This window comes from Streptomyces sp. NK15101 (assembly GCF_020400725.1).
Taxonomy (GTDB): Bacteria; Actinomycetota; Actinomycetes; order Streptomycetales; family Streptomycetaceae; genus Streptomyces.
On the sequence record NZ_JAINVG010000004.1, the window covers coordinates 124,339 to 140,657 of the forward strand.

The window sequence follows — 16,319 nt, forward strand, 5'->3', positions numbered from 1 at the left end:
CAGTGGGGGCGCGCGTACAGATCCAGTCAGGAGCACGTCCCTTGGCCGCAATCGCACGATGGTGCCTCCGGCACCGTCTCGTCGTCGTTCTCCTGTGGCTCCTCGCGCTCGGCGGCACCGCCGCCGGCGCGACGCTCGCCGGCAGCGCGTACTCCAACGACTACGAGGTCCCCGGCACCGAGTCCGGCCGGGCCACCGCCCTCCTCGACCGGGGCTTCCACGGCCTCGGCGGCGACAGCGACACCATCGTCTGGCACAGCGACCGGGGCAGCGTCCGCGCCGACGCCGTCGAGCAGCGCGTCGGCGGCATGCTCGACGAGGTCGCCGAACTGCCCGGCATCGCCGCCGTCACCTCCCCGTACGGGGACGGGGGCGCACCCGGCCAGGTCAGCGAGGACGGTCACACCGCCTACGCCACCGTCACCTTCGACGCGCAGGCCGACGACATCCCCGAGGACCGGGCCCGGGCCCTCGTCGACACCGCCAGGGCCGCCGCGACCGACGACCTCCAGATCGAGCTCGGCGGCAGCGCCGTCGCCCTCACCGAGGCCCCCGGCGGACACGTCGCCGAGGTCGTCGGCGTCGCCGTCGCGGCCGTCGTCCTCTTCCTCGCCTTCGGCTCGCTCGCCGCCTCCGCGCTCCCGATAGCGACCGCGCTCGTCAGCGTCGGCATCGCGTACTCCGGGATCGTGCTCCTCGGCCATCTGATGACCGTCGCCGACTTCGCCCCCATGCTCGGCATGCTCGTCGGCCTCGGCGTCGGCATCGACTACGCCCTCTTCATCGTCACCCGGCACCGCAGGGGCCTCAAACGCGGCCTCTCCGTCGCCGAGGCCGCCGAGACCGCCGTCGCCACCACCGGCCGCGCCGTCGTCTTCGCCGGCGCCACCGTCTGCATCGCCCTGCTCGGCATGCTCATCCTGCGGCTCGGCTTCCTCAACGGCGTCGCCATCGCCGCCTCGCTCACCGTGCTCCTCACGGTCGCCGCCTCCGTCACCCTGCTGCCCGCGCTGCTCTCGTTCATCGGCACGCGGGCGCTGTCCCGGCGCGAACGCCGGACGCTCGCCGAGCGCGGCCCGCAGCCCGAGCTGCCCACCGGCTTCGCCGCCCGCTGGTCCGCCTTCGTCGAGCGGCACCCCAAGGTCCTCGGCGCGGTCGCCGTCCTCGTCATGGGCGTCCTGGCGCTGCCGACCCTCTCGCTCCACCTCGGCACCTCCGACCAGGGCAACGGCCCGGCCACCGCCACCACCCGCAAGGCGTACGACCTGCTCGCCGACGGCTTCGGGCCGGGCGTCAACGGGCCCCTCACCCTCGTCGCCGGCCTCGACGGCGCCGACGACCGGGTCGCCCTCGACCGGCTGCCGGCCGCGCTCACCGCCACCAAGGGCGTCGCGTCCGTCTCCCCGGTCACGTACAACAGCACGGGCGACACCGCCGTCCTCACCGTCGTGCCCGACTCCCCGCCGCAGTCCAAGGCGACCAGCGAGCTCGTCGACCGGCTCCGCGACGACGTCCTCCCGACCGCCGGGGCGGGCACCTCCCTCGACGTGCACGTGGGCGGCGTCACCGCCTCGTACGACGACTTCGCCGAGATCATCGTCGGCAAGCTGCCGCTCTTCGTCGGCGTCGTCATCGCGCTCGGCTGCCTGCTGCTCCTGCTCGCCTTCCGGTCGCTCGGCATCCCGCTCAAGGCCGCCGCCATGAACGTCGCCGCCGTCGCCGGCGCCTTCGGCATCGTCGTCGCGATCTTCCAGTGGGGCTGGGGGAGCGAGCCGCTCGGCCTCGGCAGCGCCGGTCCGATCGAACCCTTCCTCCCCGTGATCATGGTCTCCGTCCTCTTCGGGCTCTCCATGGACTACCAGGTCTTCCTGGTCAGCCGCATGTACGAGGAGTGGCTGGAGACCGGCGACAACCGCCGGGCGGTCCGGGTCGGCCTCGCCGAGACCAGCCGCGTGATCAACTCCGCCGCCGTGATCATGATCTCCGTCTTCCTGGCCTTCGTCCTCTCCGGCGACCGGGTCATCGCGATGTTCGGCATCGCGCTCGCCGCGGCCGTCGCCCTCGACGCCTTCGTCCTGCGCACCCTCCTCGTCCCCGCCCTCATGCACCTGCTCGGCGGTGCGAACTGGTGGCTGCCGAAGTGGATGGACCGGCTCCTGCCCCGGATCAGCATCGAACCTCCGGAGTGCCGCGAGGCCGCCGACACGCGTGCGAAGATCCCCGTGCAGCGCGTGACGGCTCCGGCCGCGGAGGAGAGGGACGACGATGTACGCGATATCGCTGGGTGACGACGGCGCCGAGCTCAGGCCCCTGGAGCCCTGGCAGGCCGGGGAGCTCCTCGCCAACATGGACCGCGGCCGGGAGTTCATCGGGGAGCACATCGGCCTCCCCGACGTCGTCACGGACCTCGACTCCGCCCGCGCCTACCTCACCTCGTACGCCGAGAAGGCCGCGAGCGACACCGGACGCCTCTACGGCATCTGGACCGGGGACACCCTCGTCGGCGGCGTCCTCTTCCGGACCTTCGACGCCGAGAACGGCACCGCCGAGGCGGGCTGCTGGCTGGAGCCCTCCGCCGCCGGGAAGGGCCTGATCACCCGGGCCTGCCGGGTGATCATCGACTGGGCGATCGAGGAGCGCGGGATCCACCGCGTCGAATGGCTCGCCTCCACGAAGAACCTGCCGAGCATCGCCGTCGCCCGCCGCCTCGGCATGACGAGGGAGGGCGTGCTGCGGGAGAACTACCTCTACCGCGGTGCCCGCACGGACACGGAGGTCTGGGCCGTCCTCGCCCCCGAGTGGCGAGCGGCGAAGGCGTCTTAAGACCCCTCTCATGTCGGCCCCCTAGCGTGCGCCGCATGGACACCGAGACGACCGAGAAGACCGCGGCGGCCGAGCCCGACGAGGCCGACGAGACCACCACGGCCGCCGGGGACGACGCCCCGGACCTGCTCGACGGGACGGACGAGGGCGAGGACGGGCGGGACGAGGGCGAGGACGGGCGGGACGACGAGGAGGGCGGCCGGGGGGCCGCCACCCCGGAGGTCACCGGCGTCGGCGCCGGCGCCGCGGCCGTGGTCTCCGCCGCCCTCGCCGCCGTCGCCCTCACCGGCACCTGGACCGGCAGGGTCGTCGCCGAGCGCGAGACGCTCATCGGGCAGATCAAGACCTCCGCCGGCGGCACCCCGGCCCAGCAGATCAACGAGATCTACGGCGACGCCTGGCACAGCACCGCGCTGGTGAACGGCGTCTTCGCCCTCCTCGCCCTGATCGTCGCCGTCCTCGTGCTCACCCTGCCCCGGCGCCCCGCGTGGGTCCGCGCCGTCGCCGTCGCCGGAGCCGTCCTGGGCGGCCTCGGGCTGCTCCTGTCGGCCGGTACCTACTTCGACCTGTTCCTGAGCCTCCCGACCACGGGGTCCTGAGCCCCCCGGGGGCGCCGCCTAAGGCCCCCCGGGCCCCTCCTAAGGACCCCCGCACCCCGAACATGCGGCACTCGCCCGATGTGGGGGCGCCCCCTGGGAAACGAAAGTAGAGGCATCGCGAGAGAGCGACACCGAAACCGGAAACCCAGGGGAGCACAAGATGTTCGAGTACGAACTCCACACCATGCACCACGCCGAGCTCATCGCCGAGGCCGCCGCCCACCGCCTCGCCCACGAGGCCGCGGCGACCCACAAGGGCCTGCGCCTCTTCGGCCGCCGCCACGCGGGCCACAAGACCGAGGCGCAGACGGCCGACGGCGGTCGTGGTCGCTTCGTCCGGGCCGCGTGACCCCCGTATGAGCGACGGCATGGACGCCTGTGCGATGCTCGGCGCCGTGGAGACCAGGTCAGTCAGCCCCGTCTTCGTCGGTCGCGCCGGCGAACTCACCGCCCTCACCGAGGCGCTCTCCCGCGCGACCGCGGGAGAGCCCCAGGCCCTGCTCATCGGCGGCGAGGCGGGCGTCGGCAAGACCCGGCTCATCGAGGAGTTCCTCGGCGCGGCCCGCGACCAGGGAGCCGTCACGGCGCTCGGCGGCTGCGTCGAACTCGGCGCCGACGGCCTGCCCTTCGCGCCCTTCGCCGCCGCCCTGCGCGCGCTCCACCGCCGCCTGCCCGGGGAACTCGCCGCCGCCGCCGACGGCCACGAGGGCGAACTCGCCCGCCTGCTGCCCGAACTGGGCGATCCCGGCAGCCACGAGCCCTCCGGAGAGGACTCCACCGCCCGGCTCTTCGAACTGACCGTACGCCTCCTGGAACGGCTCGCCGCCGACCGCACGGTCGTGCTCGTCCTGGAGGACCTGCACTGGGCCGACGCCTCCACCCGGCACCTGCTCACCTACCTCCTGCGCACCCTGCGCCGCGGCCGGATCGTGGTCGTCGCCAGCTACCGCGCCGACGACATCCACCGCCGCCACCCGCTGCGCCCCCTCCTCGCCGAACTCGACCGGCTCCGCACCATCCGCCGCATCGAACTCGCCCGCTTCACCCGCGCCGAGGTGCACCGCCAGCTCACCGGCATCCTCGCCGCCGAACCCGACCCCGGACTCGTCGAAGAGGTCTTCGAACGCTCCGACGGCAACGCCTTCTTCGTCGAGGAACTCGTCGTCTCCCACGAGGCCGGCTGCGCCGCCGGACAGCTCAGCGACTCCCTGCGCGACCTCCTGCTCGTCCGGGTCGAGACGCTCCCCGAAGCCGCCCAGCGCGTCGCCAGGACCGTCGCCGAGGGCGGCTCCACCGTCGAGTACGGGCTGCTCGCCGCCGTCGCCGGGCTCCCCGAGGACGAGCTCATCGAGGCGCTGCGGGCCGCCGTCGGCGCCAACATCCTGCTCGCCGTCCCCGACGGCGACGGCTACCGCTTCCGCCACTCCCTCGTCCGCGAGGCCGTCAGCGACGACCTGCTGCCCGGCGAACGCTCCCGCCTCAACCGGCGCTACGCCGAGGCCCTGGAGGCCGACCCCGGGCTCGTCCGCCCCCACGAGCGGGCCACCCGGCTCGCCACGTACTGGTACCACGCGCACGCCCCGGAGAAGGCCCTCCCCGCCGTCCTCCGGGCCTCCGTCGAGACCCGCAAGCGCCACGCCTACGCCGAGCAGCTCAGCCTCCTCGAACGGGCCATGGAGCTGTGGGACAAGGCGCCCGCCGAGACGCGCGAGTCCCTGCGTCCCATCGACTACGCCGACGCGTACCCCGCCTGTGGCTGCGACCCCGAGACCACCTCGCTGCGCTACCTCGACCTGCTCGCCGAGGCCGCCGTCGCCGCCCGGCTCGGCGGGGAGCGGGAGCGGGCCGCGAAGATCTGCCGGACGGCGCTCCGGCTCCTCGACGGCGACGAGAACGACCCCCTGCGCGCCGCCTGGTTCTGGACGGAGACGGCCCGGCTGCAGTCCAACCTCGGCCGGGGCGACGGCTGGCCGGAGATCGCCCGCGCCCAGGAACTGGTCAAGGGCCTCCCGCCGTCCGCCGTCCACGCCACCGTCCTGGTCGGCGCGGCCGGCTGGGGCATGCTCCGCAACCCCGGCCCCGAGGCGCTCGCCGCCGCCGAACGGGCCGTCGAGTACGCGCGGTTCGTCAAGGACGAGCCGATCGAGCTGAACGCCCGGATCACCCTCGGCACCATCCTGGTGTCCGCCGGCGACACCGAGGGCGGACTCGCCGCGATGCACGAGGCCCGCGAACGGACCATCGCCCTCGGCCAGTTCCACGAGGCCGCCCGCGCCCACGTGAACCTCTCCTCCTCCATGGAGGCGCTCGGCCGCTCCCGCGAGGCCGTGGAGATCGCCACCACCGGCATCGAACTGGCCCGCTCCCGCGGCCTCGTCGACAGCGCGGGCTGGATCCGCGCCAACCTCGCCGAGTCGCTCCTCTCGCTCGGCGAGTGGGACCGGAGCAAGGAGGAGGCCGAGCGGCTGCTCCGCTCGGGGGCGAGCAGCACCAAGCCGGGCGGCACGGCCCTGCTGCAGCTCGCCCACCTCGCCATCGCCCGCGGCGAGACGGCCAGGGCCGCCGAGCACCTCGCCGAGGCCCGCTCGCGCTACGGCGCCCGCGACCCGATCCCCCAGTACACCCTGCCCATGGCGCAGGTCGCGATCGCCGTCGCCGCCGCCGAGGGCCACCTCGCGGAGGTACGGGAACAGCTCGCCGCGATCGCGGAGACCGGCTTCCCGCCCGGCACCCACCGCTACGGCTGGCCGCTCGTCCTCACCGCCGTCACCGCCGAGGCCGACAGCCGGGGACTGCCCGCCGCCGACGGGGGCCGCGCCGAGGCGCTCGCCCTCGTCCGCCGCTGCGTCCGCGGCCTCGCCACCCAGGCCCCGGTCTGGGAGGCCCACTCACGGCAGGTCTCCGAGGAACTCGCCCGTGCCGAGGGCCGCGAGACCGCCGCCCGCTGGACCGAGGTCGTCGCCGCCTGGGAGCCGCTCGAACGTCCGTACCAGCTGGCCCGCGCCCGCCGGCGCCTCGCCGACGTCCTGCTCGTCGAGGGCGGCCGGCGGGAGGAGGCCGCGGCCCTGCTCCGCGAGGCCCACGCCACCGCCGTCCGCCTCGGCGCCCGGCCGCTCCGCGAGGACGTGGAGCTCCTCGCCGCCCGCGCCCGCCTCTCCCTCGCCCCGGAGAAGCAGGCCCCGGCGGAGCCCGGCGACGACGGCTTCGGCCTGACGCCGCGGGAGCAGGACGTGCTGCGACTGGTCGCCGCCGGCCGCACCAACCGCCAGATCGCCGAGGAGCTGTTCATCTCACCGAAGACGGCCAGCGTCCACGTCTCCAACATCCTCGCCAAGCTCGGCGTCGCCGGCCGCGGCGAGGCCGCCGCCCTGGCCCACCGCCTGCACCTCCTCGACACGCCCCTCTGACCCCGCTTCCGAAGCCGTGTCCCCCGCCGCGCCGGAGACCTCCGGCGGGCGGGGGAGGCGTATCGTCACCCGGCCCGAGGCCAGGTCCACCGGGCCGCGCCCGGGATCCGCGTCCCCCGGGTCCTCCCTGGTCAGGGCCTCCCTGCGCCGCTCCTCCTCGACGTGCCTGCGCGACGGCGCGAAGAACTCGTCCAGTCCGCCGAACACGGTCACCGCCTCCTCATCCCACCTCCAGCCGGAGGATCCGGTCGTCCCCGGGCCCGGGCGTCCCCCGGGTGTCGGTCTCGCTTGTCACCAGCCAGAGCCGCCCGTCGCCCGCCGCGAGGACCGTCCGCAGGCGTCCGTACTCACCCCTCAGGAACGCCTCGGGCTCTCCGGATCGTTCCGCTCCGGAGAGCGGGATCCGCCACAGCCGCTCTCCTCTGAGCCCGGCCATCCAGATCGCGCCCCGGGCGTACGCGATCCCGCTCGGCGAGGCCTCCGAGGTCGGCCACTGGGCCACCGGGTCCACGAACCCGGCGCGCCCGGCACGTCCCTCGGCCTCCGGCCAGCCGTAGTTCCGCCCCGGCTCCACCAGGTTCAGCTCGTCCCAGGTGTTCTGTCCGAACTCGGCCGCCCACAGCCGGCCCTCCGCGTCCCAGGCGAGCCCCTGCACATTGCGGTGACCGTACGAGTAGACCACCGAGCCGGGGAAGGGATTACCCGGCGCCGGCCGGCCCTCCGGCGTCATCCGCAGGATCTTCCCGCCCAGCGACGACCGGTCCTGGGCCAGACCGGTCCGGCCCGTCTCTCCCGTCCCCGCGTACAGCATCCCGTCCGGCCCGAACGCGATCCGTCCGCCGTCGTGCACGAAGCCCTTCGGGATGCCGGTGAGCACCGGCTCCGGCGGACCGAGCCGGTCGCCCGCCCCGCCGCCGTACCGCATGCGCACGATGCGGTTGTCCGAGGCGGCCGTCAGATACGCGTACACCCAGCCGTCCCGGACCGCCAGTCCCAGGAGCCCGCCCTCGCCGCCCGGCACCACCCCCGGCACCTCGCCGAGCGGGGTCTTCGCGCCGGTCCGCCCGTCGACCCGGGTGATCGTCCGCTCGTCCCGCGAGGAGACCAGCAGATCCCCGCCGGGCAGCCCCGCGAGCCCCCAGGGCGACTTCAGCCCCTCGGTGAGCGTGCCCGCCACGGACACCCGGCCGGCGGCGGACGAGGACGGGGAGGCGGACGGCGACGAGGAGACCGGGGGCGACGAGGAGACCGGGGGCGGCGAGGCCGCACGCGGATCCTGCCCGGTGTCCCCCGAGGAGCAGCCGGTCACCAGCGCGAGCACGGCGGCGCCCCACAGGGCCTTCTGCACGACAGGACGGCGCATGGGCCGGTCCCCCTTCGACGAGTCGAGCGGTGTCCCACCTCCTTGATACCCCGCCCGTCCCGTGCGGCGCGCTCAGTCCCAGGACCCGCGGGGCGCCGGAAGCGCCGCGATCTCCGCCAGGTCCTCCGCCGTCAGCCGCAGCGCGGCCGCCCGGGCGTTCTCCACCGCCCACCGCTCCCGCTTCGCCCCCGGCACCGGCACGACGTGCCGCCCGAGGCCCAGTACCCACGCCAGCGCCACCTGCGCCGGGGTGACCCCCGCGCCGTGCCGCGCGGCCACCCGGCGCAGCCCCGCCACGATGGGCTGGTTCGCCGCCATCATCTCGGCCGTGAACCGGGGGTGCCGGGCCCGCGGATCGTCCCGCTCGAAGCCGCCGCCCGGGGTCAGCGTGCCGGTCAGGAAGCCGTTCCCCAGCGGCATCGCCGCCAGGAAGCCCACCCCGCGCGCCGCGCACCAGGGCAGGAGCCGCACCAGCGCCTCCTGCGACCACACCGACAGCTCCGCCTCCACCGCCGCGACCGGGAAGACCTGCTGGATCCGCTCCAGTTGCCGGATCGTTCCCTCGTATCCGTCACGTCCGGCGCCGGCCGCACCACGGCGGGCCGACCGGGCACCGACGGCGCAGAGGCCGAGCGCCCGCACCTTGCCCGCCGACACCAGCTCGGCCATGGCGCCCCAGGTCTCCTCGACCGGCACCTCGGGGTCGGCCCGGTGCAGCTGGTAGAGGTCGATCACATCGGTCTGGAGCCGGCGCAGCGAGGCGTCGCAGGCCCGACGCACGTACTCCGGCCTGCCGTTGGCGACCACGTGCTGGTCGCCGACGAGCAGTCCGCACTTCGTCGAGACGAAGGCCTCGGACCGGCGCTCCTTCAACACCCGTCCCACCAGGAGCTCGTTGGTGAACGGGCCGTACATGTCGGCGGTGTCGAGCAGGCTCACCCCGGCGTCGAGCGCCGCGTGCACGGTCCGCAGCGAGCGGTCCCCCCGCTGCTGCGAACGGCTGTACGCCCAGTTCATCGGCATGCACCCCAGGCCGATCGCACCCACGTCGAGCGCCGTCGTCCCGATAGTCCTGCGCTCCACCTGCCGGTACCCCTCCCTGTGCCGTCCCCCAAAGTAACCAATGACGCGCCGGATTCTTCGCATAGCCTCCCGGTCATGAGATTCGAAGACACGACCGCTGACGTGTGGCTTCCCGTTCCGGCGGACGAGATCGAGGGGCTTCCCGCGCCGGGCGGGTCGGGCCTGAACTACCGCTTCTGGGACGGCGGTCCCGAGTTCCCCGCCGATCCGGCGCGCTGTGCGTTCTACGTCGTCCCGTACATGAAGGGATCGGAGATCGCCGTACGGCCGCTGGCCGCGATGACCTCCCTCCGGGTCGTGCAGACCCTGTCCGCCGGCATCGACCACGTCACCCCGGGCATCGGCGCGCTGCGCCCGGGAGTCGCCCTCTGCAACGCGAAGGGCGTCCACGAGGCCAGCACCGCCGAGCTGACGCTCGCCCTGATCCTCGCCTCGCTGCGCGGCATCCCGGGATTCGTGCGCGGCCAGGACGCCGAGGAGTGGCGCGCCGGCTTCTATCCGGCCCTCGCCGACAAGTCCGTCCTGATCGTCGGCTACGGATCGATCGGCGCCGCGATCGAGGACCGGCTCGCGCCCTTCGAGTGCGCGCGGGTGGCACGCGTCGCACGCTCCGCGCGCACCACAGAGCGCGGTCCGGTGCACGCCCTGACGGACCTGTCGGCGCTGCTGCCGGAGGCGGACGTGGTCGTGCTCTCCACTCCGCTCACGCCCGCGACCACGCATCTCGCCGACGCCGGGTTCCTGGCGCGGATGAAGGACGGCGCGCTCCTCGTGAACGTCGCCCGGGGGCCGGTCGTCGACACGAACGCGCTGCTCAAGGAGGTCGAGAGCGGCAGGATCACGGCGGCGCTCGACGTCACCGACCCCGAACCGCTGCCGGCCGGCCACCCTTTGTGGCACGCTCCCGGTGTCCTGATCAGTCCCCATGTGGGAGGTTCCACTTCGGCCTTCATGCCGAGGGCGAAGCGGCTGATCGCGGGACAGCTGCGGCGGTTCGCGGCGGGCGAGGAACTGGCCAACGTCCTCCTCACCACCGGCTGACCGGGGGAGGGCGTTCCGCCGGGCGGGTGACGCGCGCCCCCGACACGCGCCGCGCACAAGCCCCCTGGCCGTCACGGAGAGTACTGCGGCCCTGTCCCTGAGTGACGGTCCTGGTGTATCGTCCGGTGGCGGGGGACTGCGTCGAGAACGGGCTGACGCTGGGGAGCGAAGTGACGGGACATCAGATTCCGAGGGGGGCGACGGGTGAAGCACGGCCGGAGGACCGACGATCCGACGCGGCGACGCCGCCGCCGGCAATCCTTCCGCGCCTCGCCGGAGGCCTCGCGCCCTCGGTGCCGGACCAGGCGGCGCCGCACCGGGTGTCCCGCGCCGCCGCGCCGCGGGACACCGGACGGGACGTCCACGACCGCGAGGTCCACGACCGTCACGTCCACGACCACGAGGGGCACGCCCCCGGGGGCGCCGGCGAACCGGAGGCGCGGCCGCACGACGCGGCCGGATGCGGCGGCGCGGCACCGGAGGATCCCGTGAGCGCGCCCGGGGCGGTCATCACGCGCCGCCCCGTCGGCTCCGGCTCCGGCCATCCGGATCCCGAGCGCCCCCGCCTCGGCGGGGCCGCCGCCCAGATCGCCCTCGGACTCGTCTGCGCGGGCTACACCACCGGCGCCTCCCTCGGCTGGGGCTCTCCCCGACTGGCCCTCTTCATGGGCGACTTCGGGCTCAGCGCCGCCGCGTTCGCCGCCGCCGTCTCATGCTTCCTCTACGGACGCGCACACCACGACAGCGCCCGCCCCGCCTGGCTGCTCTTCGCGTTCTCCTCCTTCATGGCGGCCGCGGGAAACGCCGTGTGGGGCTGGTACGAGGTCGTGCTCCGCACCGACGTGCCCGACTCCTCCGTCGCCGACCTCTTCTTCCTGCTCTTCGCGCCGCCCGCCATCGTGGGTCTCCTCGTCCTCGCCAAGAAGCCCGTCACCCGGGCCGGCTGGGTGTGCCTGGGGCTCGACGCCTGGCTCATCGGAGGCTCCCTGCTCACGCTCTCCTGGAGCCTCGCCCTCGCCCGCACCGCGCACTTCGAGGGCGAGTCCGTCGCCCAGGCCGCGCTGTCGCTCGCGTACCCGCTGCTCGACATCGTGCTCGTCAGCATGGTCCTCGTCCTGCACTTCCGGCGCTCGCAGGCGAACCGCTCCGCGACGAACACCGCGATCGCCGCGCTCGCCCTGACCGTGCTGTGCGACGCCCTGTTCACCTCACCGCTGCTCCGCGAGAACTACGCCTCGGGCCAGCTCCTCGACGCCGGCTGGTTCGCCGGCTCGCTGCTGCTCGCCTACGCGCCCTGGGGCGTGCGCCGCCCGCCGGACGGCGCGGCCGCCGCGCGCGGCCCGTGGCTCCACAGCCGCCCGGTCGCCGGCTCGCTCGCCGCCCTCACCCCGTACCTCGCCGCGGCGGTCTGCACCCTCGGCATCCTCTACAACGTCGTCGAGGGGCGCCGGGTCGACCGCGTCGTCGTCCTCACCGGCTGCACGGTCGTGCTCGCCCTCGTCGTGCGGCAGGGCATCATGCTCCTCGACAACATCGCCCTCACCCACGAACTGGCCCAGAAGGAGAACCACTTCAGGTCGCTCGTGCAGGGCTCCAGCGACGTCATCATGATCGCCGCGCCCACCGGGATACTCCGCTACGTCAGCCCGGCCGCCTCCGGTGTGTACGGACGCGACGCCGACGAGCTCATCGGCTCCGAGCTCGCCTCCCTCATCCACCCCGAGGACCTCGGCGCCGTCGTCCACGAGGTGCGGCGCTTCCTGGCCGCCTCGCCGGCCGAGGAGCCCACCACCCGGATCGAGTGCCGCTTCCGCTCGGGTCGCGGCGACTGGCTCAACGTCGAGTCGACCGTCAACCGGCACCAGGGCGGCCTGATCTTCAACAGCCGGGACGTCACCGAGCGCGTCCGCCTCCAGGCCCAGTTGCAGCACAACGCCGAGCACGACCCGCTCACCGACCTGCCCAACCGGGCCCTCTTCACCCGCCGGGTCCGACAGGCGCTCGGCGGCCGCCGCTCCTCCGACCCCGGCACCGCCGTGCTCTTCATCGACCTCGACGGCTTCAAGGCGGTCAACGACCGCCTCGGCCACCAGGCGGGGGACGACCTCCTCGTCCAGGCCGCCCGCCGCCTCCACGACTCCGTACGGGCCGGGGACACCGCCGCCCGGCTCGGCGGCGACGAGTTCGCCGCCCTCATCCTCGGCGACGGCGGCCGCGACCGGACGGCCCGCCGCAACCAGGTCCAGGAGATCGCCGACCGGCTCCGGCTCACCCTCTCCCAGCCCTACCGCGTCGACGGGGGCACCGAGGTGCGGGTCGCCGCCTCCATCGGCGTGGCCTTCGCCGAGCCCGGCATGGAGGCCGGCGACCTGCTGCGCAACGCCGACCTGGCCATGTACCGCGCCAAGGCCGCCGGCAAGGACCGCGTCGAGCTCTACGCCCCGCAGATGCAGGCCGAGGTGGTCCGGCGGACCGAGCTGGCCGCCCGGCTGCGCACCGCCCTCCACGACGGCGAGTTCGCCCTGCTCCACCAGCCGGTCGTCGACCTCGCCACCGGACGGATCTCCGCCGTCAGCGCCCAGGCGCGCTGGCGCTCCAGCCAGGGCGTCCTCTTCACCCCGGCCGAGTACCTCCGCGTCACCGACGACGGCGAGCGCACCGCCGAGCTCGGCCGCTGGCTCCTGGAGGAGGCCGTGGAGCAGGCCGCCGAGCGGGCGGGAACCGGCCACCGCACGCCCGTCTCCGTCCGGCTCTCCGCCCGGCGCCTCCTGGACCGCTCGCTGCCGCTCGGCTCGATCGAGTCGGTGCTCACCCGGCACGGGCTGCCGTCCGGCTCGCTGATCGTCGAGCTCGCCGACAGCGACCCCCGGACCTCGCTCGACGAGCTGGAACAGCGCCTGATCACGCTGCGCCGCCTCGGGGTGCGGATCGCTCTCGACGGGTTCGGTAGCGGACACGTGGCGATCAACGCTTTGCGGAGGCTTCCCGTGGACATACTGAAGCTGGACCGGGGCCTCGTCGAGGGCGTGGTCGAGTCGGCCCGGCTCCGCAAGATCACGCGCGGGGTGCTGCGCATCGCCGACGAGCTCGGCATGCAGACCGTCGCCGAGGGCGTCGACGTCCCGGAGCAGGTCGTCGCCCTGCGCGCGATGGGCTGCACCCACGCCCAGGGCATGGCCTTCTCCGGCCCGCTCGACGAGTACCGCCTGCGCAGGGCCCTCGTGCGGGACGAGTACCCGCTGCCCGGAGCGGACCCCGTCCCTGTCGGAAACCGTCCCCCGATCCGCCCAAATACTGAGACGCCTGTCCCACCCACTTGACAGTGACGAGGGCGGAGAGGGAGGGTCAGTGCCATGCGCACCCGAATTCTCGTACTTGGAAAGCGCGTCGGCTGAAGCAGGACCCCCGCAGGTCCCGCTGAGAACGCACCCGACGCGCTCCCCTCGCTTGCCTCACGGCACGAGGGGTTTTTTGTTGCACCGGCTCACCCCAAAAACGCAGCAAAACCCCGCAAAACACCTCGCAAAAAACCCTCGCCCCGAGAAGAGATGCTGATGACCGAGCAGGCCACCGGGCACCATCCGCAGCCGCGGCCCCGTAACGGCGCGCAGCCCGCCACCACCGTCGAGCACGTCACGGGTGCGCAGTCCCTCATCCGTTCTCTCGAGGAAGTGGGCGCCGACACCGTCTTCGGCATCCCCGGCGGCGCGATCCTCCCCGCCTACGACCCGATGATGGACTCGCAGCGGGTGCGTCACATCCTCGTCCGCCACGAGCAGGGGGCGGGCCACGCCGCCACCGGCTACGCCCAGGCCACCGGCAAGGTCGGCGTCTGCATGGCGACCTCCGGCCCGGGCGCGACCAACCTGGTCACCCCGATCGCCGACGCGCACATGGACTCGGTCCCGCTCGTCGCGATCACCGGCCAGGTCGCCTCGAAGGCGATCGGCACGGACGCCTTCCAGGAGGCGGACATCTGCGGCATCACGATGCCGATCACCAAGCACAACTTCCTCGTCACCAAGGCCGAGGACATCCCGCGGACGATCGCCGAGGCCTTCCACATCGCCTCCACCGGCCGCCCGGGCCCGGTCCTGGTCGACATCGCCAAGGACGCCCTGCAGGCGAAGACCACCTTCAGCTGGCCGCCGCACACCGACCTGCCCGGCTACCGCCCGGTGACCAAGCCGCACGCCAAGCAGATCCGCGAGGCCGCCAAGCTGATCACCGCCGCCAAGCGGCCCGTCCTGTACGTCGGCGGCGGCGTCATCAAGGCCGGCGCCACCGCCGAGCTGAAGATCCTCGCCGAGCTCACCGGCGCCCCGGTCACCACCACCCTGATGGCGCTCGGCGCCTTCCCCGACAGCCACCCGCTGCACGTCGGCATGCCGGGCATGCACGGCGCGGTCACCGCCGTCACCGCGCTGCAGAAGGCCGACCTGATCGTCGCCCTCGGCGCCCGCTTCGACGACCGCGTCACCGGCAAGCTCGACAGCTTCGCCCCGTACGCCAAGATCGTCCACGCGGACATCGACCCGGCCGAGATCGGCAAGAACCGCGCCGCCGACGTTCCGATCGTCGGTGACGCCCGCGAGGTCATCGCCGACCTGGTCCAGGCCGTCCAGGCCGAGCACAGCGAGGGCAACAAGGGCGACTACACCGCTTGGTGGAGCGACCTGAGCCGCTGGCGCGAGACCTACCCGCTCGGTTACGACCTGCCGGAGGACGGCAGCCTCTCGCCGCAGCAGGTCATCCAGCGCATCGGCCAGCTGGCCCCGGAGGGCACGATCTTCGCGGCGGGCGTCGGCCAGCACCAGATGTGGGCCGCGCACTTCATCGACTACGAGCAGCCGGCCACCTGGCTGAACTCCGGCGGCGCGGGCACGATGGGCTACGCGGTCCCGGCGGCGATGGGCGCGAAGGCCGGCAAGCCCGACACGACGGTGTGGGCGATCGACGGCGACGGCTGCTTCCAGATGACCAACCAGGAGCTCACCACCTGCGCCCTGAACAACATCCCGATCAAGGTCGCCATCATCAACAACGGCGCCCTGGGCATGGTCCGGCAGTGGCAGACGCTCTTCTACAACCAGCGCTACTCCAACACCGTCCTGCACTCCGGCCCGGACGACATCCAGGCGAACAAGGGCACCCGCGTCCCCGACTTCGTCAAGCTCTCCGAGGCCATGGGCTGTGTCGCCCTGCGCTGTGAGGACCCGGCCGACCTGGACAAGGTCATCGCCGAGGCCAACGCCATCAACGACCGCCCGGTCGTGATCGACTTCATCGTCCACGAGGACGCCCAGGTCTGGCCGATGGTCGCCGCCGGCACCTCGAACGACGAGGTCATGGCCGCGCGGGGCGTCCGCCCCGACTTCGGCGACGGCGAAGACGACTGAGCGCGCAGAGCGAAAAGGAAGAGACCCAGACATGTCCACCAAGCACACGCTCTCCGTTCTCGTCGAGAACACGCCCGGCATCCTCGCCCGGATCGCCGCCCTGTTCTCCCGCCGCGGCTTCAACATCGACTCGCTCGCCGTGGGCGTCACCGAGCACCCCGACATCTCCCGCATCACCATCGTGGTCAATGTCGAGGACCTGCCCCTGGAGCAGGTGACCAAGCAGCTCAACAAGCTGGTCAACGTCCTGAAGATCGTCGAACTCGAGCCCAGCGCCGCGATCCAGCGCGAGCTCGTCCTGGTGAAGGTCCGCGCCGACAACGAGACCCGCTCCCAGATCGTCGAGATCGTGCAGCTGTTCCGCGCCAAGACCGTGGACGTCTCGCCCGAGGCGGTCACCATCGAGGCCACCGGTTCGAGTGACAAGCTCGACGCCATGCTCAAGATGCTGGAGCAGTTCGGCGTCAAGGAGCTCGTGCAGTCCGGCACGATCGCCATAGGGCGTGGCGCCCGGTCCATCACGGACCGGTCCCTGCGGGCCCTCGACCGCAGCGCCTGAGCCCTCGGAGGTCAACCGCCGGTCCGGCCGGCGGTCCGACTGACG

12 protein-coding genes are annotated in these 16,319 nt (G+C 73.5%); 9 read left to right on the forward strand and 3 right to left on the reverse strand.

Going from position 1 to position 16,319, the window contains the following annotated elements:
* Positions 1–41 precede the first annotated feature (41 nt).
* From K7G60_RS03400 to K7G60_RS03420, 5 genes are all read left to right on the forward strand, one after another.
* A complete protein-coding gene (locus K7G60_RS03400) occupies positions 42–2,288 on the forward strand; it encodes an MMPL family transporter (protein ID WP_225799261.1) in 2,247 nt (748 codons plus the stop codon).
* On the forward strand, positions 2,266–2,823 hold the full coding sequence (locus K7G60_RS03405; protein ID WP_225799262.1) for a GNAT family N-acetyltransferase: 558 nt from the start codon (positions 2,266–2,268) through the stop codon (positions 2,821–2,823). Before K7G60_RS03400 ends, K7G60_RS03405 begins: the two co-directional genes overlap by 23 nt.
* A gap of 35 nt (positions 2,824–2,858) precedes the next feature.
* Positions 2,859–3,422 (forward strand): hypothetical protein, encoded by a 564-nt coding sequence (locus K7G60_RS03410; protein ID WP_225799263.1) that lies wholly within the window; start codon positions 2,859–2,861, stop codon positions 3,420–3,422.
* A 160-nt stretch (positions 3,423–3,582) separates the two neighbouring features.
* The gene (locus tag K7G60_RS03415) at positions 3,583–3,771 is read left to right on the forward strand and encodes a hypothetical protein (protein WP_225799264.1); all 189 of its coding nucleotides are present in this window, start codon (positions 3,583–3,585) and stop codon (positions 3,769–3,771) included.
* Between the two features lie 7 nt (positions 3,772–3,778).
* Entirely contained in the window at positions 3,779–6,829 is a 3,051-nt protein-coding gene (locus K7G60_RS03420; protein WP_225799265.1) for a helix-turn-helix transcriptional regulator, read from the forward strand.
* Here the strand turns inward: K7G60_RS03420 and K7G60_RS03425 are convergent.
* The 3 genes from K7G60_RS03425 to K7G60_RS03435 form a co-directional block, all read right to left on the reverse strand.
* Positions 6,713–7,042, reverse strand: a complete 330-nt coding sequence (locus K7G60_RS03425) for a DUF6191 domain-containing protein (RefSeq protein ID WP_308080082.1) — start codon at positions 7,040–7,042, stop codon at positions 6,713–6,715. The two genes, K7G60_RS03420 and K7G60_RS03425, sit on opposite strands and share 117 nt — an antisense overlap.
* Positions 7,043–7,049: 7 nt before the next feature.
* On the reverse strand, positions 7,050–8,192 hold the full coding sequence (locus tag K7G60_RS03430; RefSeq protein ID WP_225799267.1) for a sorbosone dehydrogenase family protein: 1,143 nt from the start codon (positions 8,190–8,192) through the stop codon (positions 7,050–7,052).
* 72 nt (positions 8,193–8,264) lie between these two features.
* The gene (locus K7G60_RS03435) at positions 8,265–9,275 is read right to left on the reverse strand and encodes an aldo/keto reductase (protein WP_225799268.1); all 1,011 of its coding nucleotides are present in this window, start codon (positions 9,273–9,275) and stop codon (positions 8,265–8,267) included.
* Between the two features lie 75 nt (positions 9,276–9,350).
* On the opposite strand from K7G60_RS03435, the gene K7G60_RS03440 reads away from it, so the two are divergent.
* The 4 genes from K7G60_RS03440 (at position 9,351) to ilvN (ending at position 16,274) form a co-directional block, all read left to right on the forward strand.
* Positions 9,351–10,316 carry a 2-hydroxyacid dehydrogenase gene (locus tag K7G60_RS03440; RefSeq protein ID WP_225799269.1) on the forward strand — a complete coding sequence of 322 codons (966 nt, stop codon included), beginning with the start codon at positions 9,351–9,353 and terminating at the stop codon, positions 10,314–10,316.
* A 488-nt stretch (positions 10,317–10,804) separates the two neighbouring features.
* Positions 10,805–13,636 (forward strand): putative bifunctional diguanylate cyclase/phosphodiesterase, encoded by a 2,832-nt coding sequence (locus K7G60_RS03445; RefSeq protein WP_374115579.1) that lies wholly within the window; start codon positions 10,805–10,807, stop codon positions 13,634–13,636.
* Between the two features lie 228 nt (positions 13,637–13,864).
* On the forward strand, positions 13,865–15,715 hold the full coding sequence (locus tag K7G60_RS03450) for an acetolactate synthase large subunit (protein WP_225799270.1): 1,851 nt from the start codon (positions 13,865–13,867) through the stop codon (positions 15,713–15,715).
* A 31-nt stretch (positions 15,716–15,746) separates the two neighbouring features.
* A complete protein-coding gene (gene ilvN / locus K7G60_RS03455) occupies positions 15,747–16,274 on the forward strand; it encodes an acetolactate synthase small subunit (RefSeq protein WP_030222540.1) in 528 nt (175 codons plus the stop codon).
* Positions 16,275–16,319 lie beyond the last annotated feature (45 nt).